Here is a 23601-nt window from a genome sequence, read left to right as displayed (position 1 = left end):
CACGCTGCCGGCGGTGCGGACAGCCCGTACGCCGTGGATGCGTACGTGTCCACCGGCGCCGCGCCGGGTGGCCGTCCTCCGATCGCGGCCGGGAGCACGGAAACGACGGGGCGGTCGGCCGCACCCCGCTCCAGGAGTACGGGACCCCCGGTTCAGGCTCCGCGGTCCAGCACCCCGGCGGGCATTGCGGTCACGCTCCGCCGACCACGCGAAGTCCGCCCTCTCGAAGGCGACGGACCCCTGCGGCCGGCGCTTCGCGGTGATCGACCTGCCGCAGCCCGACCCCGGTTCGGGGACCGCAAGGCCGACGACCGGGCCCACAGCGTCCTGCGGAGCAGTTCCCCGGCCGGGACGCCGTGCCGCTCGCGAGCGGCGCGATCGCTCGGCCGGCGGCGGCATCCTCTGCGCGGCCCACGACCAGCCCGGCCGGCCCGCCGCCTGACCGCACGCCCGGGATCACCCGGCGTCGGAAGCCGGCTCCAGGGCCTTCTTGAGGTTGCGCAGGGTGGTGCTGATGTTCCTGCGCTGGAAGTCGGCGAAGGTGTGGCCCCGCGTCGCGACCCGGTCGAAGGCGTGGGCCGCGAAGTCCGGCCACGCGCGGCGGTCGTCGGTCCACGTCTCGGTCACCCGGGTGCCGCCGGGGACCGGCTCGAAGCGGTACTCCCAGGTGGCGATGGGGCCGGGTAGGCGCGGGCGCCGGATCCCGATGGCGTGCACACGGAACCGGAACAGCCGGTTCTCCTCGATCGCCGTCACCGTGCACCGGGTGGTCCAGCGGAAGGCGCCGCGCTTGTTCCGGCCGTCGAAGACGGTTCCGACGCGCACCCCGCCGGCGGCGCCGTGGACGGTGGCGCCGAGGTTCTCCGGGCTCCAGTCACCCATCCGTGCGGGATCGGAAACGTGCCGGTAGACGTCGGCGGGCGGGACCTGGACGACGATGCTGTCGGACACGGTGAACGTACGAGGCATGGCTCTCCCCTTCTCGGCGGCCGACGCTACCGTCCCGGCCCGCCCCGCGGCTACCCCTCGGTAACTTCAGGGTCGGGGGCCGGACCGGGAGCACGCTCCGGGCGACGGCGCCGTGGCGGTGTGCGAGCGGGGCGGGCGCCGGCTTCGGCGCTGCGCGCTGCGAACTCGTCGGGCGCGCCCTGTGCGTTGCGGCCGTCGGCGATGATGGAGGCGTCGCCCGTACCCATCCCGCCAGGAGCGTTCCCGCAGATGTCCCCCACCGCTTCCCGTCCGAGGCCGCCGACGATCGCCGACGTCGCGCAGGCCGCCGGTGTGTCGCGCACGACGGTCTCGCACGCGCTCAACGGGCTAGGGAAGGTCGACCCGCGGACCCGGGAGCGCATCAAGCAGGTCGCCGCCGAGCTCGGCTACCGGCCCAACCTGCGGGCCCAGCGGTTGCGCAGCGGGCAGGCCAGGGCGATCGCCCTCGCGTCGTCCATGCCGTTCGCGGTGGCCGGAGGGCCGTCCCGGCTCGGGTTCTACATGGAGGTCGCCGCCGCTGCCGCCGAGAGCGCCCTCGCCCACGACTACGCGCTGGTGCTCGTGCCGCCCGTGATGTCCGGCTCGGCGCTCTACTCCGTCGACATCGACGGGGCCATCGTCGTGGAGCCCGACGTGGACGACGCGGCGGTGGCCGTGCTGAAGGAGCGCGGACTGCCGTACGTCACCCTCGGCAGGCCCGTGTCGCCGGACGAGGACGCACCGCCTGACGTGCCGTACGTCGATCTGCGCGGCGGGCTCGTCGCCGAACTGCTCCTCACCCATCTGCACGAACAGGGTGCCCGGCGGCCGGCCCTGTTCATCGGCTCGGGTTCACGGCACTCGTCGGTCGACGCGCGCGCCGCCTTCGAGCGGATCGCCGCGGTCCGCGGCTGGGAGCCGATCGTGGCGACCGCCCCCGAGGCGGGCGGCGAACAGGCCGGTTACGAGGGGTGCGCGGCCCTGCTCGCCGAGCACCCCGGCATCGACGCGGTCTGCGCGCTGGTGGACGCCTTCGCGGTGGGCGCCGTGCGGGCGCTCCGGGACAGCGGCCGGTCCGTCCCGGACGACGTCATGGTCGCCACCCGGTACGACGGTCTGCGCGCCCGGACCTGCGAACCGCCGCTGACCGCCGTCGACCTGCGCCTGGACCACGCGGCGGGCGAAGCCGTGGACCTGCTGCTGGGCCGCCTGCGCGGTGACTCCCCCGCACGGCAGGTGGTCACGGCTTCGGAGCCCCGGCTGATCGTCCGTGCGTCGTCGCTCCGCCGCGCGACCGTGGCGTGAACCCCGCCGTGGCGTGAGCCCCGCCGCGCCGGAAGGGACCGGGCGGCGGGACGGGACGGGACGGCGGGGTGGCATCCCCTCTCCGTACGGGTCAGACGCCCAGCAGGAGCACCACCCCCGACACCAGGGCGAAGACCAGCACGCACAGGCGCATCCGCCGCGGGTCCAGCCGGTGGTGCGCCAGGCGGCTCAGCCACGCCCCCACGGCGATCGCGGGCACGAGGGCGAGCGCCCACCCGAGGTCGGCGGGGCTCCCCTCCCCGGTCGCGAACAGCAGGAGCAGCGAGGCGACTTCGCCGACGAGGAAGCACGCGGCGACGGTGGAGCGCAGCTCGGCCGGCGGCCGGTGCTGGTAGACCAGCGCCAGCGGCGGTCCGCCGACCCCCGTGGCGGTCTCCGTCAGGCCCGTCACCACGCCCGCGCCCACATAGGCGGCGCGGCCGGGTGCGAACGCGGGCGCCGCCAGGCTCACGACGGCCGCCAGCACGGTCGCGCCGCCCACGAGCAGGCCGAGCCGGCGGTCGGGCACCAGCAGGAGCAGCGCCAGGCCGCCGGGGGTGGCGGCCAGCCGCGCGCCGGTGATCCAGCCCGCGCCCCGCAGATCGAGCGAGGCCCGCTCGCGCCAGGCGACGTACAGGTTGAGGGGGATCATCGCCGCCAGGACGAAGACCGGGAGCAGGCCGGGGTCGAGGATGCCCGCCACCGGGGCGACGATCAGGGCGAAGCCGAGCCCGCTGCTGCCCTGGACGAACGCGGCGGCCGTCACGGTGACGGCGAGCACCACCAGATGCAGTGTGTTCACCGTGCCGCACTCCGTCCGCGTGCCTGGGTGGAGGTGGGGTGCACACGGGTGATGGCGGCCCGTCCCACGGTGGCGCGGGCCAGTCCCACCGCCTGCTGCACGAGAGCGGGGCCGTCCCAGCCTTCTGGCCGGCCGCGCCACAGGCGCATCCGTCCGTCGACGAACACGGCGGTGATCTGGTCGCGGTTGCCGCGCCGCACCAGCTCCCAGGGCAGGTCCCAGGACAGCGCGAGCTCCGGGGTGGCGATGTCGACGAGGAGGAAGTCGGCCGCCAGGCCCTCGGCGACCGCCCCGGTCCGCGCGCCGAGGCCGACGGCATCGGCGCCCCCGCTCGTGGCGTGCTCCAGCCAGGTCCAGCCGGCTCCGCAGGACGAGTCGCCGCTGGCCAGCCCGTACGCGAGCCGCTGGGCGAACTCCGCCGCCTCGGCGAGCCGGAACCCGTCGCCCCGGGTGCCGTCCGTGCCGAGGCCGAAGCGGACGCCCCGTTCGGCCATGGCGGTGGCGGGCGCCACCGCGTTGCCCTTCCAGGCGCTGGCCACGGGGTTGTAGCTGACCGAGGTCCCGGTCTCGGCGAGCAGGGTGAGTTCGCGCGGCGTCAGCAGGGTGGCGTGCGCGGCGAGCAGCTGGGGGCCGAGTGCACCGATCCGGTGCAGGTGCTCCAGGGGGCGGAGCCCGTGGCGCACGAGGGAGCGTTCGACCCCGGCCAGGTGTTCGTTGAGGTGGATCTGGACGACCGCCCCGGCCTCGGCGGCGAGGCGGGCCGTGTTCCGCAGCGTCCGCTCGGTGGCGGCCTCCGGGACGGAGACGGCGAGGGAGGGGTGGACCAGCGGGTCGCCCGCGTAGCGCGCGAGGTGCTTCGCGGCGCGCTCCAGGACGGACGGGTCACCGCTCTCGGCGTCGTTGCAGACCAGTCCCAGCACGCACCGGATCCCGGCGTCGCGCGCCGCGGACGCGACCACCTCGACGTCGACGCCGGCGCGGGTTCCCGCGTCCGCGACGGTGGTGAAACCGCCGCGCAGGGCTTCGAACGCGGCCAGCTTGGCCGCGACGTAGGCCGATTCCTCGTCCAGCGCACCCTCCAGCGGCACCCACACCCTGCGGAAGATCTCCGAGGGCTCTCCGAAGGCGAGCGCGGAGCCGAAGCTCTGCGTGAGGTGGTGGTGGGAGTCGACGAAGCCGGGCATCAGGAGGTGGCCGGGCAGCGGTACGGGGTCGAGGTGCGGATGGTCGCGCATCAGCTGCCCGGCGGGCCCCACGGCGCGGAAGGAGCCGTCGCCGACGACCACGGCATGCCCCTCGGCGGGACCTTCGGGGAGCAGTACGGCGTCCGGTACGAGGAGGAACGGGCCGGAGTGGTTCAGGAGTTCGCGGCTGAGCCGGGTCATCGGGTGCTTTCCGTACGGGCGGTGGCCGGGCGGGAGGTGGCCAGGCGGGCGACGACGCCCGGCCGGACGTGGTGGAACAGGATGTTGAGGACGGCGGCGACGGTCGCGCCGACGGCGACGCCGCTCTCGAGGAGGATCCGGACGTTCGGCGGGAAGCCCGCGTACACCCCGGGGACGAGGATCGGCAGCAGGCCGAGCGCGAGGGCGACGGCGCAGATGAAGGTGCGCGTGTGCTGGTCGAGGTCGGAACGGCCCAGCATCTGCACGCCGAGCACGGTGATCACGGCGAAGACGACCATCGCGGTGCCGCCGACGACCGCGGCGGGGATGACGCTGATGGCCCGGGTCACGGGTGCGAGGAACCCGATGACGATGAGGACGACGCCGGCCGCGGCCGTCACGAAGCGGCTGCGCACTCCGGTGACGCGGACGATCCCGATGTTCTCCCCGCTGGTGACCATGAGGGGCAGCCCGAAGAACCCGCCGAAGAGCGAGGTGAGGGCGTCGCCCCGGACGGTCTTGGGGACGTCGGTGCGCTTGTCGATCTCCTTGCCGACCGCCTCGGCGTTGATGACGGTCTGGCCGGTGGCCTCCGCCATGGAGGCCAGGCTGTAGAGCATCAGGGGCAGCGCGGCCACGAGGTTGAACTGGGGTGAGCCGAACGGCATCAGCTGCGGCAGGGTCAGGAGCCCGCCGTCCGCGGCTCGGCCGAGGTCGATGGAGCCGAGGAGCGCCGCGAGGGCGGTGCCGGCGAGGAGTCCGAGCATGACCGCGAGCTGGCGCAGGGTGCCGCTGGACAGCAGGTAGAAGGCGACGGTGAACCCGATGGTGGCCAGGCCGAGGGCGAGGTTGGCGGGGTCGGCGAAGCCCGGCGTGCCCGGGCGGCCGGTGACGAGGACGGCGCCGACCTTCACGAGGTTGATGCCGACGATGACGATCATCGTGCCGATGACGAGGGTCGGGAAGAAGGCCAGCAGCCGTGAGAAGACGGGCAGGACGACGAAGATGAAGGCGGCGGTGAGGATCACCGCCCCGGTGGCCGTGGGCAGGCCGTGCTGCTCGGCGATGGCGAGGAACAGGATGAGCGGCGCGCCTCCCGGGAGCATCACGAACGGGAGGCGCGGTCCGAACCTCCACGGGCCGAGCGACTGGATCAGGGATCCGGCCCCGGAGAGCACGAAGGCGGCGGAGAGCAGGTTGACCGTGAGGCCGGGATCGAGGCGGAGGGTCGCGCTCATCAGGAAGATCGCCGAGATGGGGGTGGCGGCCATGACGAGGACGTGCTGGATCCCGAAGAGGAGGATCCGGCCGAGGGGGCGGGATTCGTCGACGGGGTGGGGCTGGGGCGTCCTGGGTGCGGGCGGGGACTGCTCCGCACCGGGCGGGCTCTGGCGGGGACTCGACACGTTCGGGCTCCGTTCGGGCGTTGCTGCGCGTTCGGATTTCAGCCGCGATCCGGCCCTGTACGGAGAGCCAAATCGATTTGGCCAAATCGATTTGGCCGCCAGTATCCGAGGCCCTCGGCCCCGCGTCAAGGGTTCGTGCCGCCCGTACTGCCGGCGGGCCAGGGCCCCCCGGGGCGCCGGAACCGTCGCGGCCCGGACCAGACCGGCCACCGAGCTCGAAGAGCGAGCTGCCCGCCACCCGCAACGAAGCGAGCGGCAGCGAACGCCGGCGAACGGGACCGGGCCAGAACCTGACGAGGGCCGCGGGAAACCCCGGGGGTGTCTCGTCCCCGGCGGTCAGACCGCGCCGGGGGCGTGGGGCGCTGCTGCGACCCGGGCCATCGTCCGAAGGCGCGTGAAGTACGAGGCGCAGTACTCCTCGTGGATCAGGGGAACGATCTCGGCGGGGTCGGCGATGCGGACCCGGAGCTGGGCGATGCCGCTGTCGTCGAGTGCGCCCTTCAGTTCCCTCTGCACCAGACCGGCGACGTCGGCGTCCAGGAGGGCCAGGTCCACGCCGGGCCGGCGAGGGCCACGGGGAGGCCGTGCCGGTCGGGCCGGGTCGGGGGGCGGCGGCCGGTGCCGTGCGGCGCACGGCGGACGGAGGGGCCCGGCCCACCTGCTCGTGCTCGTGGCCCCTGCCGCCCCCGGCGCCGGACGGCTACTGCCAGTCCTCGTCCCAGGGCGGGTCGAACTCGTCCAGGTCGGCGGGCGGTTCCTCCGGGTACGGCTCCGCGGAGCGGGACGCCGGGACGGGGGCCGCGGGGGCCGGTGGCGCGGGTTCGGCCGGGGCGGCGGCTCCGGGGGCGGCGGGCTCGGTGGCGTCGGACCCGGTGGCGTCGGACCCGGTGGCGTCGGACCCGGTCAGGGCGTCGAGGACGCCCTGGCCGTACTTGGCGAGTTTGGCCTCGCCGACGCCGCCGATGGTGGCCAGCTCCTCCACCGTGCCCGGGAGCCGTGTCGCGATCTCCCGCAGGGTCGCGTCGTGGAAGACGACGTACGCCGGGACGCCCTGCTCGCGCGCCGTCGCGGCCCGCCAGGCGCGGAGCGCCAGGAAGACCGGCTCGGCTCCGGCCGGCAGGTCGACCGGTACGCGGGCGCCCTTCCCGGAGCGCGACCCGGACTCCTTCCGCGACGGTCCGGCGACCGCCTTCTCCTTGCGCAGCGAGACGCTGCGGCGGCCCCCCAGCACCTCGCCGCTGTCCTCCGTCAGCACGAGCGTCCCGTAGTCGCCCTCCACCGCGAGCAGCCGGTGCGCCAGCAGCTGGCGTACGACGCCCCGCCACTCCGCGGTGCTCAGGTCCGCCCCGACACCGAACACCGAGAGCCCGTCGTGGTCGAACTGGATGACCTTGGCCGTCTTCTTGCCCTGCAAGATGTCGATGATCTGGCCGGCCCCGAACTTCTGGCGCCGCTCCTTCGCCAGCCGCCAGACCGTGGAGAGCAGCTTCTGCGCCGCGACCGTCCCGTCCCAGGACTCGGCGGGCGTCAGACAGGTGTCGCAGTTGCCGCACGGCTCGCCCGGCTGGCCGAAGTACGCCAGCAGCCGCGACCGGCGGCAGTCGACGGTCTCGCACAGGGCGAGCATGGCGTCGAGGTGCATGCCGAGCGAACGGCGGTGCGCGTCGTCGCCCTCGGAGCCGTCGATGAGTTTGCGCTGCTGGACCACGTCCTGCAGCCCGTAGGCCAGCCACGCCGTGGCCGGCTCCCCGTCGCGGCCCGCGCGGCCGGTCTCCTGGTAGTAGCCCTCGACCGATTTCGGCAGGTCGAGGTGGGCGACGAAGCGCACGTCCGGCTTGTCGATGCCCATGCCGAAGGCGATCGTGGCCACCACCACGACCCCTTCCTCCCGCAGGAAGCGCGCCTGGTTCGCCGCACGCGTACGGGCGTCCATGCCGGCGTGGTACGCCACGGCATCGATGCCCTGTTCCACCAGGAAGGCCGCGGTCTTCTCCACCGAGGCGCGCGAGAGGCAGTAGACGACTCCGGCGTCCCCGTCGTGCTCGGTCCGGATCAGCTCCAGCAGCTGCTTGAGCGGGTTGTTCTTCGGGACGATGCGGTACTGGATGTTCGGCCGGTCGAAGCTGGCGACGAAGTGCCGGGCGTCCTCCAGCCCGAGCCGCGCGACGATCTCGGCGTGGGTGGCCTCGGTGGCCGTCGCGGTCAGCGCGATCCGCGGCACCTTCGGCCAGCGCTCGTGCAGCATGGACAGCGCGAGGTAGTCGGGCCGGAAGTCGTGGCCCCACTGGGCGACGCAGTGCGCCTCGTCGATGGCGAAGAGCGAGACCCTGCCCCGGTCGAGGAGCCGCTGCGTGCCTTCGGAGCGCAGCCGCTCGGGGGCCAGGTAGAGCAGGTCCAGCTCATCGGCGAGGAAGGCCTGCTCGACGGCCTGGCGCTCGTACGGGTCCTGCGTCGAGTTGAGGAATCCGGCCCGCACCCCGAGGGCGGTGAGCGCGTTCACCTGGTCCTGCATCAGCGCGATGAGCGGCGAGATCACGATCCCCGTGCCGTCGCGGACGAGAGCGGGGATCTGGTAGCAGAGCGACTTGCCGCCGCCGGTCGGCATCAGCACGAGGGCGTCGCCGCCGCCGACGACCTGCTCGATGATCTCCTGCTGCTCACCGCGGAAGGAGCTGTAACCGAAGACGCGGTGCAGCACCTGCAGAGCGTCGGAGGTCTCGGGGGAAGCGTCCGGAAGGGCCATTCGTGAAGCCTATCGGCACCTGCCGACAGGCCCGCCCCGGCCGCCGGAACCTGTGGACAACCTCACGGGCCCGCCCCTTCGGCGGCTCCTGCGCTCCGTGATCAGGGCGGGCTGTTCCAGCAGGGCCGAGACCGGGCGGCCGCGTGCGGGGCGGCACGGGAAACCCGTACCGCCCCGCACGTGGGCGTGCTGCCAGGGACGAGGGAGTGCGCGGTGCACGGCGCGCGACCCCGCGCGCCCCGGCAGCCTTGTTGCGAACTATATGCAAATAGCTCTAAGTTGCATCAACGGAGGCAGGGACGAACCGGAATGACTGGATCCGTAGGGGTCCGCGGAGACCGAGCCGTCCGCGCCCGCGCGGTCCCGTCCACCCGACGGGACGCGAGGCCCTGCGACCCCTTCGTTCCATCCGCGGTGAGAGGACCACCCCATGCCCCGCAAGCACCCGAAATCCGTGCTGTCCGCGCTCGCCGCGGCCCTGCTGATATCCGGCTGCGGAGGCGGCACCACACCCTCGGCCACCTCGTCCGAGGGCGCGGCCGCCCAGGGATTTCCGGTCACCGTCGACAACTGCGGGGTGCAGACCGTCTATCAGCGCCCCCCGCAGCGCGCCGTCTCCCTGAACCAGCACGCGACCGAGGTCATGCTGGCGCTCGGCCTGGAGCGGTCGATGGTGGGCACGGGCTACCTCGACGACAGGATCCTCCCCGAATACCAGGGCGCCTACGACGGCGTGAAGGTCCTGTCGAAGGAGTACCCCTCCTTCGAAGCCCTGCTGGAGGCCGAGCCCGACTTCGTCTACGGCGGCTGGGCCTCCACCTTCGACGAGAAGGAAGGGCGCAGCCGCGCCGCTTTCACCAAGGCCGGGATCAACACCCACCTCAACACGGAGGAGTGTCCCACCGGCCCCGTGGACGTGGCCGCCATGGACGAGGAGATCCGTACCGTCGCGAAGATCTTCGGGGTGCCCGAGCGGGGTGAACGGCAGATCGGGAAGATGCACACCACCCTCGACAAGGTCGAGACCGGGCTCGCGGGTGCCGAGCCGGTGAAGCTCTTCGTCTACGACAGCGGTGACAAGACGGCCTTCACCGCGGGCGGCAAGGGCATCGGCAACGAGATGATCCGGCGGGCCGGCGGGGTGAACCTCTTCGCCGACCTGGACAAGGCCTACGGCGACGTCTCGTTCGAGCAGGTGGCGCAGCGCGCCCCCGACGCCATCGTCATCTACGACTACGGGGACCAGTCCGTCGAGGACAAGAAGAAGTTCCTGCTCGCCCACCCGGCGCTCAAGGACGTACCGGCCGTCAGGAACCGGCGGTTCGCGGTCCTGCCGCTGTCCTCCACGGTGCTCGGCGTCCGGGTCCCCGCGGCCGTGGAGTCGCTGGCGCACCAGCTCCACCCGGGCCGCGTCCAGTGACCCACCTGAAGGACGGGGCGGCCGGGGCCTCGACTGCTGTCCGGCGGACGGGCACGGCCGTACCCGCGCGCCGTCCCGGTGTCCCCTACGGCGTGGTGCTGGCGCTCCTCGGCGTCCTCGTGGCCGGCGCCGCCACGGCCGGGATCGCGGTCGGCTCGATCAGCGTCCCGGCCGACCAGGTGTGGAGCATCCTGCTCCACCGCGTGCACCCGGCCCTCGCCGAGCCCACCTGGACCCCGGTGCGCGAGACGATCGTCGTGGACGTCCGGCTTCCGCGGGTGCTGCTGGCCGCCGTGGTGGGCGCGGGTCTGTCGGTGGCCGGCATGGCACTGCAGGCGCTGGTCCGCAATCCGCTGGCCGACCCGATGCTGCTCGGGGTGTCCTCGGGCGCGTCGGTCGGCGCGGTCCTCGTCCTGGTCCTCAACCTGACCGCGTTCGGCCTCTTCACGCTGCCCGTCGCGGCGTTCTGCGGTGCCCTGGCCGCCCTGGTCGCCGTGTACTTCCTGGCCCGCTCCGGCGGGAGGATGACGACGGTGCGGCTGGTCCTGGCCGGGGTGGCCACGGCTGAAGTCCTGTCGGCGCTGGCCAGCTTCCTGATCGTCACCTCCAACGATCCGCACAAGACCCAGTCCGCACTGCGCTGGATGCTCGGCGGACTGGCCGGGACCAGCTGGACGACCGTATGGATCCCGGTCGGTGCGGTCCTGCTCGGTACGGCCGTCCTCCTCGGCGTCTGCCGTCCCCTCAACCTCCTGCTGGCCGGGGAGGAGGCCGCCGCGGCCCTCGGCCTGGACGTGCACCGCTTCCGGGGCGCCCTGTTCACGCTGGTGGCGCTGATGATCGGCACGATCGTCGCCGTCAGCGGGCAGATCGGGTTCGTCGGGCTGATCATGCCGCACGTGGTGCGGCTGCTCGTGGGCGCCGACCACCGCCGCGCACTGCCCGCCGCCGCGCTCCTGGGGGCGGCCTTCCTGATCGCCGCCGATCTGGCCGCGCGCAGCCTCATGAGTCCGGAGGAGATCCCCGTCGGCATCCTCACCGCCCTGGTCGGCGGCCCCTTCTTCCTCTGGCTGATGCGACGGAGGGCGGCCCGGTGACCGACCGACCGGCCGACACGGCCGCTCCCCAGGACTCCCCTTCCCCCGACTCCGCTTCCCCCGGCTCCGTTTCCTGGCCGGCCGGTTCACCGGGTGCCGGCTCCCTCGCCGCCGAGGCCGTCAGCGTCGTCGTGGACGGCAGGGCCCTGGTCCACGAGGCGTCGCTGTACGCGGCGCCCGGCGAGGTAGTGGGCCTGGTCGGCCCCAACGGCGCCGGCAAGTCCACCCTGCTGCGCACCTTCTACCGGGCGGTGCGCCCCACGTCGGGCCGGGTCCTGCTGGACGGCGAGGACGTCTGGCGGATGCCCGGCAAGCGGCTCGCCCAGCGGCTCGCGGCCGTCCTGCAGGAGACCTCCGGGGAGTTCGAGCTGACCGTGTACGACGTGGTGGCCATGGGCCGCACCCCGCACAAGCGCGCCTTCGCGGGCGACGACGCGGACGACCGCGACATCATCACGCGGTCGCTGGCGGAACTCCGCGTCGACGCCCTCGCGCACGCTCCCTTCGACCGCCTGTCGGGGGGCGAGAAGCAGCGGGTCCTGATCGCCCGGGCGCTCGCCCAGCGCACGGGGACCATGGTCCTGGACGAGCCGACCAACCACCTGGACCTGCGGCACCAGCTCGACGCGCTGCGCCTCGTCCGGGGGCTCGGCGTCACCGCCGTCGTCGCGCTGCACGACCTCAACCTCGCCGCGGCCTTCTGCGACCGGATCTGCGTCATGGCGGGCGGCCGGGTCGTCGCCGGCGGAAAGCCCGCGGAGGTCCTCACCGCCTCCCTCCTGTCCGAGGTGTACGAGGTCGAGGCCGAGGTCCTCGAACACCCCCGCACCGGGGTGCCGTTCGTCAGCGTCCTGCCCGGCCCCGGACGACCCGGCGACGGGATGCCGGTGGGAGGAGAACGAGCCGTTCGCCGGGACTGAGGGAGCACGCAGCGGAGCCGGGGCCGCACGATCGGCCGGCCGCCGGCTGCACCCTGCGCGCGGAAGCCGGCGGTTCGTCCCCCACCCGTCCCGCCCACGCCTCCCGGTTCACCGGGCGGCGGCCGACGCCGTGGACCTCACGCCCCCGCCGGTGCGGGCCGCGCCGGGCTGCACGTCGCCCGCTTCCTGGTGGCGGGCCCGTACGGCAACGCCCCTGCCGCCTTCCCCCTGGGCGGACGCGCCTCCGGCACGAGCCGGCCGCCCGCCCGCCCGCCGGGAGCAGCCTGGTCCTCGCTCACGAGGCACTGCCGGCGGCCTTCGCCGCCCGCATGAGCACCCCTGGCGTACGCCGCGCTGCTCACGCCGGCTTCCCGTACGACCGACCGGCGCTGACCGGAGGCACCGGGAGCCGCCGAAAAGGCTCCGTGCCGCGGGAACCCCGCGCATCCGCCGACCGACCACTGCCACGGGGGGGCTGACGGGCGCCGTTCCCACGCGGCGGCGGACGACCGGAGGACCTCACGGGGCCCGCCCGCGGGAACCGCTGTCCTGTGACAGCCGGCTCCCCGAGCACGCGCTGACGGCTGTTCCCGTCGCGCCGGCGCCGGACACCCCTTGCCCGTAAGGGCCTTGTGGCGATGACCCCTGCCCTGAACACACCGCGCCGTGACACCGCCCGGCATCCGGCGCGGCACAGTCCCGCCTCCGACGCCGCCGTCACGCTCCTGGCGCTCGCCGCCCGTGACGGGGACGCGGCGAAGGCCGACCGGTTCGTCCCCGCCCTGGAGCGCGACGTCCGGCGCTACCTGGCCTGCCTCAGCGCCGGTCCGCAGTCCGCCTACGACCTCACGCGGGACGTGTTCCTCCGCGCACTCGCCGCGCTCCCCCGGTTCGAGGGCCGCTCCTCGGCCCGCACCTGGCTCCTGTCCATCGCCCGGCGCACCGTCGTGGACAGCTTCCGGCACGCCGCGTCCCGACCCCGGCTCTCCGACCCTGCCGACTGGCAGACCCCGGCCGAACAGACCCAGCCGCACGACGCACCCGGCTCCGAGGACGGCATCGCCCTGGCATCACCCTGGCCGAACTCCTGGCGGCCGTCCCGTCCGAGCGCCGCGAGGCGTTCGTCCTCACCCAACTCCTGGGCCTGCCCTACGCCGAGGCGGCGCAGGCGGTCGGCTGTCCCATCGGGGCGGTACGCTCCCGCGGGGCCGGCGCCCGCACCTCGCTCATCGCCCTCCTGAGGGACACCACGCCGGGCGCGGCACCGAGGACACCCGGGAGGCGGCGGCGCTCGTCCCTTCGGCACGCTGAGGGCGGGCCTGTTCCGCCACGCGCCCCACGGGCGCCTCCCTGCGGCGGGCGGTAGCGTGGAAGGAGCACGAGCCCACCGGCGTACGCCGCCCGTCGTCCCGCCGACGGCATCCGGGACCTGGCGGTTCGGGAGTGGCCGGCGCCGCCCCGGGCACACGGACCGGGCCCGGCAGCGTCCTCCTCCGCCTCCGCACAAGGAGCGCCACGCGGATGACCACACCACCGCAACCCCCCTGGCCCCCTGAACCGGACCCGCAGTCGGGCCCGTACGGACCGCCGGACCAGCCGGGCCCGTACGGACCGCCAGGGCAGCCAGGGCCGTACGGACCGCCGGGGCAACCCGGCCACCCCGGCCGACCTGGCCCGTACGGAGCCCCGCAGGGCTGGCATGCGCCGCCCGGGATGCCTGCGCGGAAGACCAACGTGCTGGCCGTCGTGGCGTTCGTCATGTCGATCCTCTGCCCGCTGCCGCTGGTCCCGCTGGTCCTCGGCGTCATCGCCCTCTCCCAGATCCGCAACCGCGGCGAACAGGGCAAGGGCCTGGCCGTCGCGGCCATCGCCATCAACGGCGCGACCCTCGTGCTCTACGCGTTCGCGCTGGTCTTCGGCTTCTCCGGAGCACTGGACGACGCTCCGAAGCGTTCGAGCGCCGGCCAGGTCACCGAACCGGGCTCCATCGAGGTGCAGGACATCCGCCGGGGCGACTGCTTCACCACGGACGACGATCTGACCGAGCACCGGGACGAGGGCGAGAACCAGGCCTCCTACTCGGTGCGCGTCGTGCCCTGCGACCAGCCTCACGAAGGGGAGGCGTACGCCGTCTTCGACTTGGAGGACGGCGCGTACCCGGGCCCGGAGAAGATCGCCTCGATCGCCGAGGAGAGGTGCTCCGGGGCGGCGCTCACCGACTACGTGGGCGCGGACGCGAACCTGGAGAAGCTCGACAGCTACTACTACCACCCCCGGTCCGACAGTTGGGACCTCGGCGACCGCGAGGTCACCTGTTTCCTGGGCGACAGCACCGGCACGACCACCGGATCGGTCCGCGCCCCGTAGGGTGCGTCCCGCGGCCCCGGGCCCGCATCCCGGGGCACCTGCCGGGATCGGCGCTCGTGTGGGCCGGCGTCCCGCGGGCACCTCACCCTCGGCAGACGGGCGCCGGGCCGCCCCGTCCGCCCGGTGACGCGTCCCGGCACCCGTTCGGAGCGGGGCGGCGCACACCTGACCCCGCGCGCGTACGGCCGCCTCCCGGGTCCGTACGCGCGCGGGATCCGTGACGCCCGCCGGACGGCCTCCGCCGCCGTCGTCCCGCCGGGCGTCCCGGGCCGTCTCAGCCGGAGGCGGCGGGCGTCCGCGCGAAGTGACGGGCCGTCGGCACCAGCGCCGCTGCCGCCGGTGCGAGGAAGCACACGGCGGCGCACGCGGCGAGCACCGGGGTGACGCCGAAGGCGCCGATGGCCGGGGCGATCAGGGCGAGGCCGACCGGGGCCAGGCCGTAGGAGACGAGGAAGTCCAGCGAGGAGACGCGGGCCAGCTTGTCCGGGGCGACCTCGCGCTGGGTGGCCGTGAACCAGGGCACGTTGAACAGCTCGATCCCGATCCCGGCGACGGCGTACGCGACGATCACCGCGGCGGGGTGCACGGGAAGCATGAGGCTCAACGGCGCGAACCCATAGGCGGCGAGCCCGGCGAAGGCCGCCCAGCCCTGGGCGCGGGGGCGCCGGCGGGCGATGACCAGGGCCCCGCCGAGTGCGCCGACGGTGTAGGCCGTCAGGGCCGCGGCCAGGACCCACTCCGTGCCGTAGCGGTCCCGGCTGATCAGCGGCAGGGCGACGCTGGTCGCGGAGTAGCCCAGCGCGATGACGGCGGTCAGCGCGCCGAGGCCCGCGAGGATTCACGGATGGCGCCGGGCTTCGCGTATGCCGTCCACGAACTCCGCACGGAAGGACGCCTTCGGGGCCGGTCCGGCGGCGGCTTCGGGGTTCCGTGAGCCCCGGCCGGGGACGAGGGCGGCGACGAGCCAGAGCAGGCCGATGCCCATCAGCAGGGTCCGGATGTCGAGGAAGGCGGCGAGCAGGGCGGTCAGGGCGGGGCCGGCCAGGGTGGAGCTGCGGACGGCAAGGGTCATGGCGGCGTTGGCCTGCTGCCTGCGGCCGGGGTCGACGGTCTCGGCGGTCAGGGCCTGGAAGGCGGGCCGGCACGCACCCTGGCCGGCTCCCGCCAGGGCGGCGGCGCAGGTCATGAGCAGGACGGAACGGCCCAGTCCGGCGGCCGGCAGCGGGGCGGCGGCTCCGGCTGCCAGCGCCGACCAGAGGACGACCGCCCGCCGCGAGTGGCGGTCGGCGAGGACCCCGCCCACCACGACGGCGGCCAGGAACCCGGCGGTCCGGGCGGCCAGGACGAGCTCCACTGGGTCTGCTTCGACGCCGCCCTGGCCGGCAGCGTGGACCTGCTGCGCCGGCACGCCGTCTTCGCCGGCCTCTCCACCGGCGCCGGCTACCTCGCCGCGCGCTGGGAACGCGACCGCGCCCCGGACCGTACCGTCCTGTTCATCGCCGCGGACACCGGCCACCGCTACGTGGACACGGTCTACGCCCGCCACCGCGAGGCCGCCCGCATCGAGGACCTCGCCCCCCGCCCCGTCTCCAGCCAGGCCGAACTCGCCCTCCCCTGGTCCCGGATGCACTGGAACCGCGCCCCGGCACCGGTACCGCCACGGGTACCGGCCGGCCGTCCCTGAAGCGGCCGGCCGTTCCGCCGGACCGCGCTGCCCGTCCCGCCGCGCCTGGAGGGGTCAGATCCCCGGCCCGTAGCCGGGGTCGGGGTGCTGGCGCGGGTTCCACCATTCGGTGAGGCCCCAGACGCCGAGGGCGAGGGCCGCCACGGCCGCGAGGACCGGGATCCAGGGACGGTGCACCCACCTCGTCGTCGCCGTCCAGACGGACAGCGGCAGCAGGACGCCGCCGAGCACGATGAGCGGCAGGTCGACGTAGACCACGCTCAGGTCGCGGGCATGGCTCTCGAAGCCGCCGTCGATGCTGAAGGCGGCCCGCGGCAGCCAGACCATCACCGCCACCGTCGCGCCGAGGCCGGCGAGGATCTGTCCCACGGCCCGTTCCGGTGCCCGTCCCGTACTTCTTCCGCTCATGACCAGGAGGGACGCGGCCGCCCCGTGCCCGGTTCCACCGGGCCCGCTACCAGGCTGCCCCGCCGTTCGTGGGCGGGTAGCCGGGCCTGGCGGGTATCGACGGGCGTACGGGTGCGGGCGCCGGCAGCGGCGGCAGGGCCGGTTCGTACAGCCAGGCCGTGAACAGCTCGTCCAGCGGCGCGGGCGCGTAGCGGGCCGCGTGGGCGGTGAAGCCGGCCGTGGTCACCACCGCGTGGCGGTGCGCGGTGGTCCAGTCGCGCAGCATGCGGAAGAACGCGTCGTCGCCGAGGGCGCAGCGGACCGCGTGCACGGCGAGCCCGCCGCGCTGGTACAGCCGGTCGTCGAACATCAGCTTGCGGCCGGGGTCGGCCAGCCGCAGGTCCTGCGGCTGGAGGGACAGCAGCCGGTGGGCGGTGGCCGCCAGTTCGTGCGCCGTGTGGCCGCCGGAGCGCTCCGACCAGAGCCATTCCGCGTACTTCGCGAACCCCTCGTTCAGCCAGATGTGCCGCCAGTCGGCGATGGTCACGCTGTTGCCGAACCACTGGTGCGCGAGTTCGTGGGCGATCAGCCGCTCCGAACCGCGGACGCCGTCCACGTGGTTGGCGCCGAAGAGGGAGAGCCCCTGGGCCTCGACCGGGACGTCCAGCTCCTCGTCGGCGACGACCACCGCGTACTCCCCGAACGGGTAGGGGCCGAAGACCTCCTCGAACAGCCGCATCATGGCGGGCTGCCGGGCGAAGTCCCGGGAGAACCGGGCCAGCAGGTGCGCGGGCACGTGGGCGCTCTGCGGGATCCCGCCGAGCCCGGGCTCGCCGAGCAGGACGGTCTGGTACATGCCGATGGACAGGCCGACCAGGTAGCTGGAGGTCGGTGCGGACTGCTCGTACACCCAGGTGGTGGTGCTGGCCCTGGTGGTACGGGTGAGCAGCCGGCCTCCGGCCACCACCGTGTAGGCGGACGGCGTGTTGACCGAGATCTGGTACGAGGCCTTGTCGGCGGGCCGGTCGTTGCACGGGTACCAGGAGGGGGCGCCGACGGGCTGGCTGGCCACCAGCGCCCCGTCGGTCAGCTCCTCCCAGCCGAGGCCGCCCCAGGGGCTGCGCACCGGCTTGGGGTTGCCCGACCAGTGCACCTCCACGGTGAAGGCGGCGCCGGCGGGCAACGGCTTGGGCGGCCGGATGCGGAGCTTGCCGCCGCGGTGGGCGTACTGCGGGGCCCGGCCGTTCAGCAGGACGCGGCCTGTTCTGAACTCGGCGAGGTTCAGGTGGAACTCGCTGAGCGGCGCCCGCCCGGCGATCGCGCTCAGCCGCGCGGTCCCGGCCAGCCGGTTGGGGCCGGGACGGTACTCCAGAGCGAGTTCGTACCGGTGCACGCGGTAACGGGGGTCGCCGTTGGCCGGAAAGTACGGGTCCGATGCCGTTGTCTTCTGGCCGCTCACTGCCGCTCCCTGCGCTGTGCTCGTACGACGTGCCGGGCCGTGGGCGGACCGTTCAGGACCGCCAGGCCTCGATCGGGTTGCCCAGCCAGCGGGTGTCGGCGGGGACGGACTCCCCGGCCATGACGAGGGAGGCGGGACCCAGGGTGCTGCGGGCCCCGACGGTGCTGCCGGGCAGGACGATTCCGCCCGGGCCCAGTGTGGCGCCCTCGCGGAGGACCACAGTATCCGTTCTCAAGATCCGATCGTGGAAGAGGTGTGTCTGCAACACACAGCCCCGGTTCACGGTGACCGCGTCACCCAGCACCACCAGGTCCGTCTCCGGCAGCCAGTAGCTCTCGCACCACACGCCGCGCCCGATCCGGGCCCCGAGCGAGCGCAGCCACAGGGTCATCAGCGGGGTGCCGGGGACGGATCCGGCCAGCCAGGGCACGGCCAGCACCTCGACGAAGGTGTCGGCCAGCTCGTTGCGCCAGACGAAGCCGCTCCACAGCGGGTGCTCCGCCGCCCGGTGCCGGCCCACGAGCAGCCACTTCGCGGCCGCGGAGACCGCGCAGGCGGCCAGACCCGCGGCCAGCAGGGCCGCTCCGGACAGCAGGGCGGCTCCCCAGATCCCGAGGGCGGTCGTGGCGGCGAGCGCACAGAGTACGGCCACGGTCAGCACGGCCAGGGCGGCCGAGCAGAAGACCGGGAGGAGCCGGCACAGCTCAACCAGGCCGCGCGCCCACAGCAGGCGCGCGGGCGGGTCGTACGTGCGGCTGTGGTCGGAGTCCGCGGCGGACCGCGGCAACCGGACCGGCGGCAGGCCCAGGTAGGAGCTGCCCTTCTTGGCCTTCTTCGGGGTGGCGGACAGGACGCCGACCAGGCCGTCGTCCGGCACGCTGCGGCCCGGGGCGGTCATGCCCGAGTTGCCGAGGAAGGCCCGGCGGCCGATCTCGGAGTGGCCGATCCGCATCCAGCCGCCGCCTAGCTCGTAGGGGGCGGTCAGGGTGTCGTCGGCGAGGAACGCTCCGTCGCCGACGGTCGTGAGGCTCGGCAGCGCGAGCACCGTGGACACCTCCGCACCCCGGCCGATCCTCATGCCGAGCAGCCGCAGCCACACCGGTGTGATCAGCGCGGCGTACAGCGGGAAGAGCGTCTCCCGGGACAGGTCCATCAGCTGGGTGACGGTCCAGGCCTGCCAGCCGGTCCGGCTGTGCGTCGGATGGTTCCCGGTGCGCAGTCCGAGGCTGAGCAGACGTACGGCGGCCAGCAGCAGCAGCGCGTACGCGAGCCCGAAGGCGAGCGCCCCGGGCACCACGGCGAGAAGCGCGCCGCGCAGGGCCTCGGCGGTCCCGGCGTCGGCCGGTACGAACCGGCTCACCACGAACAGGGCGGGCACGGTCGCGAGCACCGGCAGGGCCGTGAGGCAGAAGCCGGTGGTCCCGTACATGGCGCGCCAGTGGACGGCGCGCGGTGGGCGCTCGTCGGGCCAGTTCCGCTTGGCCTTGCCGAGTTTGACGGCGGGTGCTCCGGCCCAGCGCTGGCCGGTCGGGACGGTGCCGACGACGGCGGAGCCGGGTGCGACCTCGGCCCGCTTGCCCACCCGCGCGCCGGGGAAGAGCATGCTGCGGGTGCCGACCACCGCTCCGGCGCCGACCTTGACCTGGCCGATCTCCAGCCGGTCCCCGTCCAGCCAGTGGCCGGAGAGGTCCACCTCGGACTCCACGGCGCAGCCGCGGCCGAGTTTGAGCATGCCGGTGACGGGGGGCAGCGCGTGCAGGTCCACCTCGGGGCCGACCTTGGCGCCGAGGGCCCGGGCGTAACGTTCCAGCCAGGAGCCGGTCAGGGAGGTCGCGCCGGCGTACTCGGCCAGCCGCTCGGCGGTCCAGAGCCGCAGGTGCACGCTTCCGCCGCGCGGGTAGCGTCCCGGCCGGACCCCGCGCAGCAGCAGGCGGGCCCCGCCGGCGGAGAGGGCGATGCGGCCCGGCGGGCTGAAGAGGAGGAGGGCGCCGGCGGCGACGAGCCACCAGGAGGCGGTGGGTGCCCAGGGGTAGGGCCCGAACCGGTGCAGCACGTTGCCGAGGGCCAGCAGTGCCACGGTCCAGCGCAGGCCGACCAGGGTGGACAGCGGGAGCAGCAGGAGCGTCTGGATCACCTTGGCGCGCAGCGGTACGGGCACGACGGTCCGGGCCGCGCCGTCCTCCTGCACGGACTTCTCCAGGCGCCGGGCCAGCTTGCGCAGGGTGGGCTGCTGGTAGATGTCGAGGACGGCTGCGCTCGGGTAGCGGGTGCGCAGCCGGGTGGTGAGCTGGGCGGCGGCGAGGCTGTTGCCGCCGATGGCGAAGAAGTCGTCGGCGGCGCCGGCGACGGTCACGCCGAGGGTCTCGTTCCACTGCTCGGCGAGCCAGGCCTCGGTCCCGTAGAGCTGCTCGGCGGGGCCGGTGCTCTCCAGGCCGGACAGCGGCCAGGGCAGTGCGTCCCGGTCGACCTTGCCGGAGGTGCGGGTCGGCAGTTCGCCGACGGGTGCGAGGAGCGGTACCAGGGCGGCGGGCAGTTCGGCGCGCAGCCGGGTCACCGCGGCGGCGTGGTCCCAGCCGTCCTGGGTGACGAGGTAGCCGACGAGCAGCTGGTTGCCGCTGCGTGCGGTGCGTACGGCGGCGGCGGCGCCTGCGACGCCGGGCAGCGCCTGGAGTGCGGCGTCGACCTCGCCCAGTTCGATCCGGCGGCCGCCGAGCTTGATCTGCTCGTCACCGCGCCCGAGGAAGACCAGGCCCTCCGGTTCCGCCCGGACGAGGTCACCGCTGCGGTAGGCGCGCTGCCAGCCGAGGGATTCCAGGGGGGCGTACTTCTCGGCGTCCTTCTCGGGGTCGAGGTAGCGGGCCAGGCCCACGCCGCCGATGACGAGCTGGCCGCTGCCGCCCATGGGCACCGGCTCCCCCGACTCGTCGACCACGGCCAGTTCCCAGCCGTTCAGCGGGAGGCCGATCCGTACGGGTTCCTCTCCGGTCAGGAGCGAGGCGCAGGCGACGACGGTGGCTTCGGTGGGGCCGTACGTGTTCCAGACCTCGCGGCCCTCGGTGACCAGGCGCTGGGTCAGCTCGGGCGGGCAGGCCTCGCCTCCGAAGATCAGCAGCCGGACCTCGCCGAGTGCTTCGGGCTCCCAGAGGGCGGCCAGGGTCGGCACGGTGGAGACCACGGTGATCTCCTGCTCGACCAGCCAGGTGCCGAGGTCGGCGCCGCTGCGGACCTGGGAGCGGGGGACGGGCACGAGGCAGGCTCCGTAGCGCCAGGCCAGCCACATCTCCTCGCAGGAGGCGTCGAAGGCCACGGACAGTCCGGCCATGACGCGGTCGCCGGGGGCGATCGGCTCCTCGGTGAGGAACAGCGCGGCCTCGGCGTCGACGAAGGCGGCGGCGCTGCGGTGGCTGACGGCGACGCCCTTGGGCTTGCCGGTGGATCCGGAGGTGAAGATGATCCAGGCGTCCTGCCCCGGGCCGGGCCGGGCGGCGGGCGCCGCGGGCGCCGCGGGGCCGGCGAGGTCGATGCGGGCCCCGGCGCCCAGCACCGCCCGTACACCGGCCTCGCCGAAGACCAGCTCGGCCCGTTCGTCCGGGTCCTCGGCGTCGACGGGTACGTAGGCGGCGCCCGCGGCGAGCACGGCGAGGATCGCGGTGTACAGCTCGTTGGTCCCGGAGGGGACGCGGACGCCCACCCGGTCGCCGAGGCCCACTCCCGCGGCGGCGAGGGCGCGCCGCCGGCGCTCCACCTCGGCGGCGAGCGCCCGGTAGGTGAGCTGGGCGGTGCCGTCGTCCAGGGCGAGCTCGTCGGGGTGGGCCCGTACGGAGTCCTCGAAGATGTCGACGAGGGTGCGCGCGGGGGCGGCGGGGGCGGCGGAGAAGCGCGCGGACTTGCCCGGCTCGTACGCCGCCGCGCCGTCGAGCAGGGTGCCTTCACCGTGTCCAGGTGTTGCTGCCATCGGCCCTCGCGTCTCGTTCCCGGCACGTCCGGGTCGCCGGCGGAGCCCGGGTCTGTCCGGGTTGTTCCGGTCCGGCGGCGAACAGCCCGTCAGTCTAGTGCGTCATCAGGAATCTTCTGCTGGAAGCCTTGCGTGTGGCCGGGACGCGTGCCCCGGCCGGGTGCGCTCCAGGAAGGCCTCGACGGCCGCGACGAAGCCTCCGGGGTCGTCCCGCCACGGGTAGTGGCCGGCCCCGGGCTGTACGACGAGGGTGGCGTCGGGGAACAGCTCCGCGCAGGCGGCTGCCGCCACGGGCGGGCTGTTCAGGTCGAACCCGCCGGTGAGCAGCAGGACGGGCGCGGTCAGGGCGGTGAGCGCGGTACGGGTGGCCGCCGGGTCGAAGGCACCCTCGGCCGCGAAGCCGGCGACGGCCTCCGCGTTGGCGGGCAGGGCGGCGGCGTGGAACTCCCGGGCCTGCGCGTCCCACCGGCCGTGGAAGAAGGGGGCCAGGGCCTCCCCGTCGCCGCCGGCGCCCGCGATCAGTGCGTCCAGGGCGGCGAAGGCTGCCGGGAACCAGGGCTCGTCCCTCCGCAGCAGGGCGAGCGCGCGCCGCGTCCCGCCGGTGATCGCGACGCCGAGGGCGCGGGTGCTCGGCCCGATCAGGAGGAGCCTGCCGACGCGCTCCGGGTGACGGGCCGCGTACTGCGTCGCGAGGTTCGTCCCGGCGGAGTGGGCGAGCAGGTCGGTCCGGTCCAGACCGAGGTGGGCGCGGAGGGCCTCGACGTCGTCGACCAGGCGGTCGCAGCGGTAGCTGGCGGGGTCGTCGGGCAGCGCGGAGCGGCCGGTACCGCGGTGGTCCGGGAAGATGAGGCGGCGGTGCGCGCCGAGGCCGCCGAGCTCCCCGAGGTAGCCGGCGTCCGTGGGGCCACCGGGAAGGCAGATGATCGGTGACCCGTTCCCGTGGACGCGATAGGCGAGCCGGGTTCCGTCGGGTGCGGTGAAGGTGGGCATGTCGCAGATCATGCCTGTCATAACCAGGTTGTACAACCCGGTTATGACGGACGGCCTCCGCGGTGTATAACCGGGGTGTGGATACCGAGGAGAACACGGCCCCGCCCGGGGAGCCCGGACCGCTGACCGAGGAACAGGCCGCGCGGATGCTCGCCGGGATGAACGAGATCATCCGCGCGGGCGAGGAGATGCGTGCGCTGCGCGGCGAGATGATCAAGGTGTTCGCGGGCTTCGGCTGGACGCAGGAGCGCATCGCGCGGATCGCCGGCATGAGTCAGCCCGCCGTGTCCAAACAGGTGGTGAAGCACCAGGCCGGCGCCCCCCTGCCGCCGCTGGAGCTCTCCCTCGACCAGCGCGACGCCCCCTGGCTGGAGGGGCGCCTGTGGGGGCTGGCCGAGGCCCTCTCGGAGTCCGTCCCGGGCACCGCCTCCTGCACGCGCCGGGTCGAGGCCCTCGCCCGGGGGCGCAGGCGCTTCACGCCGGACGAGGTCGACGCGCTGCGCCGTCTCGTCGAGGAGGACCTGAGGGTCCACCGGGCGGAGCTGCCCGACGGCTACCGGGCCGCTTACGACCGGATCAGCCGCGGCCTCGACCTCCCCTCCCCGGCCGGCGCCGGTGCCCCGGCCGCCGCCGCACCGGCCTCGGTGCGGCGGGCCCTCGCCCGTCAGCTCCAGCGGGACCGGCTCGCGGACACGGCCTGACCCCGCGCCCG

Annotated in this window: 17 protein-coding genes and 2 pseudogenes; 8 read left to right on the top strand and 11 right to left on the bottom strand. The window is 74.4% G+C overall.

The annotated features are described in order from the left end of the window. Positions 1–456: 456 nt before the first annotated feature. The gene (locus ACFWUZ_RS04350) at positions 457–969 is read right to left on the bottom strand and encodes an SRPBCC family protein (RefSeq protein WP_384366797.1); all 513 of its coding nucleotides are present in this window, start codon (positions 967–969) and stop codon (positions 457–459) included. 249 nt (positions 970–1218) lie between these two features. Between ACFWUZ_RS04350 and ACFWUZ_RS04345 the strand changes: the two genes are divergently transcribed. After that, a complete protein-coding gene (locus ACFWUZ_RS04345) occupies positions 1219–2274 on the top strand; it encodes a LacI family DNA-binding transcriptional regulator (RefSeq protein ID WP_384366794.1) in 1056 nt (351 codons plus the stop codon). A gap of 91 nt (positions 2275–2365) precedes the next feature. Here ACFWUZ_RS04345 and ACFWUZ_RS04340 read toward each other — a convergent pair whose 3' ends face one another. The 5 genes from ACFWUZ_RS04340 to recQ all read right to left on the bottom strand — a co-directional run bounded on the left by ACFWUZ_RS04340 (position 2366) and on the right by recQ (position 8610). Further along, positions 2366–3076, bottom strand: a complete 711-nt coding sequence (locus ACFWUZ_RS04340; RefSeq protein ID WP_384366791.1) for a sulfite exporter TauE/SafE family protein — start codon at positions 3074–3076, stop codon at positions 2366–2368. Next, positions 3073–4461, bottom strand: a complete 1389-nt coding sequence (locus ACFWUZ_RS04335; RefSeq protein ID WP_384366788.1) for an amidohydrolase family protein — start codon at positions 4459–4461, stop codon at positions 3073–3075. Before ACFWUZ_RS04335 ends, ACFWUZ_RS04340 begins: the two co-directional genes overlap by 4 nt. Then, positions 4458–5867, bottom strand: coding sequence for a uracil-xanthine permease family protein (locus tag ACFWUZ_RS04330; protein WP_384366785.1), 1410 nt, complete (start codon positions 5865–5867; stop codon positions 4458–4460). Before ACFWUZ_RS04330 ends, ACFWUZ_RS04335 begins: the two co-directional genes overlap by 4 nt. Positions 5868–6203: 336 nt before the next feature. Continuing rightward, positions 6204–6422 carry a hypothetical protein gene (locus ACFWUZ_RS04325; protein ID WP_384366782.1) on the bottom strand — a complete coding sequence of 73 codons (219 nt, stop codon included), beginning with the start codon at positions 6420–6422 and terminating at the stop codon, positions 6204–6206. A gap of 145 nt (positions 6423–6567) precedes the next feature. Next, positions 6568–8610, bottom strand: a complete 2043-nt coding sequence (recQ, locus tag ACFWUZ_RS04320) for a DNA helicase RecQ (protein ID WP_384366779.1) — start codon at positions 8608–8610, stop codon at positions 6568–6570. Positions 8611–9040: 430 nt separating this feature from the next. Here recQ and ACFWUZ_RS04315 point away from each other — a divergent pair, with 430 nt between their 5' ends. From ACFWUZ_RS04315 to ACFWUZ_RS04295, 5 genes and pseudogenes are all read left to right on the top strand, one after another. Next, on the top strand, positions 9041–10030 hold the full coding sequence (locus tag ACFWUZ_RS04315) for an ABC transporter substrate-binding protein (RefSeq protein ID WP_384366776.1): 990 nt from the start codon (positions 9041–9043) through the stop codon (positions 10028–10030). Continuing rightward, positions 10027–11127 carry a FecCD family ABC transporter permease gene (locus ACFWUZ_RS04310; RefSeq protein WP_384366773.1) on the top strand — a complete coding sequence of 367 codons (1101 nt, stop codon included), beginning with the start codon at positions 10027–10029 and terminating at the stop codon, positions 11125–11127. The genes ACFWUZ_RS04315 and ACFWUZ_RS04310 overlap by 4 nt, the downstream gene beginning before the upstream one ends. Then, positions 11097–12047: an ABC transporter ATP-binding protein gene (locus ACFWUZ_RS04305; RefSeq protein WP_384367267.1), complete on the top strand. Its 951-nt coding sequence runs from the start codon at positions 11097–11099 to the stop codon at positions 12045–12047. The genes ACFWUZ_RS04310 and ACFWUZ_RS04305 overlap by 31 nt, the downstream gene beginning before the upstream one ends. Before the next feature lie 638 nt (positions 12048–12685). After that, positions 12686–13413 (top strand): annotated as a pseudogene (locus ACFWUZ_RS04300) (sigma-70 family RNA polymerase sigma factor). 347 nt (positions 13414–13760) lie between these two features. After that, positions 13761–14414, top strand: coding sequence for a DUF4190 domain-containing protein (locus tag ACFWUZ_RS04295; protein ID WP_384366770.1), 654 nt, complete (start codon positions 13761–13763; stop codon positions 14412–14414). Positions 14415–14688: 274 nt separating this feature from the next. On the opposite strand, the pseudogene ACFWUZ_RS04290 reads toward ACFWUZ_RS04295, so the two are convergent. Further along, positions 14689–15762: pseudogene (locus ACFWUZ_RS04290) on the bottom strand (MFS transporter); the annotation flags it as partial. A gap of 39 nt (positions 15763–15801) precedes the next feature. On the opposite strand from ACFWUZ_RS04290, the gene ACFWUZ_RS04285 reads away from it, so the two are divergent. Then, positions 15802–16098, top strand: a complete 297-nt coding sequence (locus tag ACFWUZ_RS04285; protein WP_384366768.1) for a hypothetical protein — start codon at positions 15802–15804, stop codon at positions 16096–16098. Between the two features lie 54 nt (positions 16099–16152). On the opposite strand, the gene ACFWUZ_RS04280 is transcribed toward ACFWUZ_RS04285, so the two are convergent. From ACFWUZ_RS04280 to ACFWUZ_RS04265, 4 genes are all read right to left on the bottom strand, one after another. After that, positions 16153–16506 (bottom strand): hypothetical protein, encoded by a 354-nt coding sequence (locus tag ACFWUZ_RS04280; protein WP_384366765.1) that lies wholly within the window; start codon positions 16504–16506, stop codon positions 16153–16155. A gap of 46 nt (positions 16507–16552) precedes the next feature. Then, positions 16553–17944 (bottom strand): M1 family metallopeptidase, encoded by a 1392-nt coding sequence (locus tag ACFWUZ_RS04275; RefSeq protein ID WP_384366762.1) that lies wholly within the window; start codon positions 17942–17944, stop codon positions 16553–16555. A 52-nt stretch (positions 17945–17996) separates the two neighbouring features. Beyond that, positions 17997–21899: a Pls/PosA family non-ribosomal peptide synthetase gene (locus ACFWUZ_RS04270; protein ID WP_384366759.1), complete on the bottom strand. Its 3903-nt coding sequence runs from the start codon at positions 21897–21899 to the stop codon at positions 17997–17999. 105 nt (positions 21900–22004) lie between these two features. Continuing rightward, on the bottom strand, positions 22005–22889 hold the full coding sequence (locus tag ACFWUZ_RS04265) for an alpha/beta fold hydrolase (protein WP_384367264.1): 885 nt from the start codon (positions 22887–22889) through the stop codon (positions 22005–22007). A gap of 77 nt (positions 22890–22966) precedes the next feature. On the opposite strand from ACFWUZ_RS04265, the gene ACFWUZ_RS04260 reads away from it, so the two are divergent. Further along, the gene (locus tag ACFWUZ_RS04260) at positions 22967–23590 is read left to right on the top strand and encodes a sigma-70 family RNA polymerase sigma factor (protein ID WP_384366756.1); all 624 of its coding nucleotides are present in this window, start codon (positions 22967–22969) and stop codon (positions 23588–23590) included. Positions 23591–23601 lie beyond the last annotated feature (11 nt).

The organism is Streptomyces sp. NPDC058646, from assembly GCF_042716875.1.
Lineage (GTDB): Bacteria > Actinomycetota > Actinomycetes > Streptomycetales > Streptomycetaceae > Streptomyces.
This window is presented reverse-complemented; position numbering and strand designations above follow the sequence as displayed.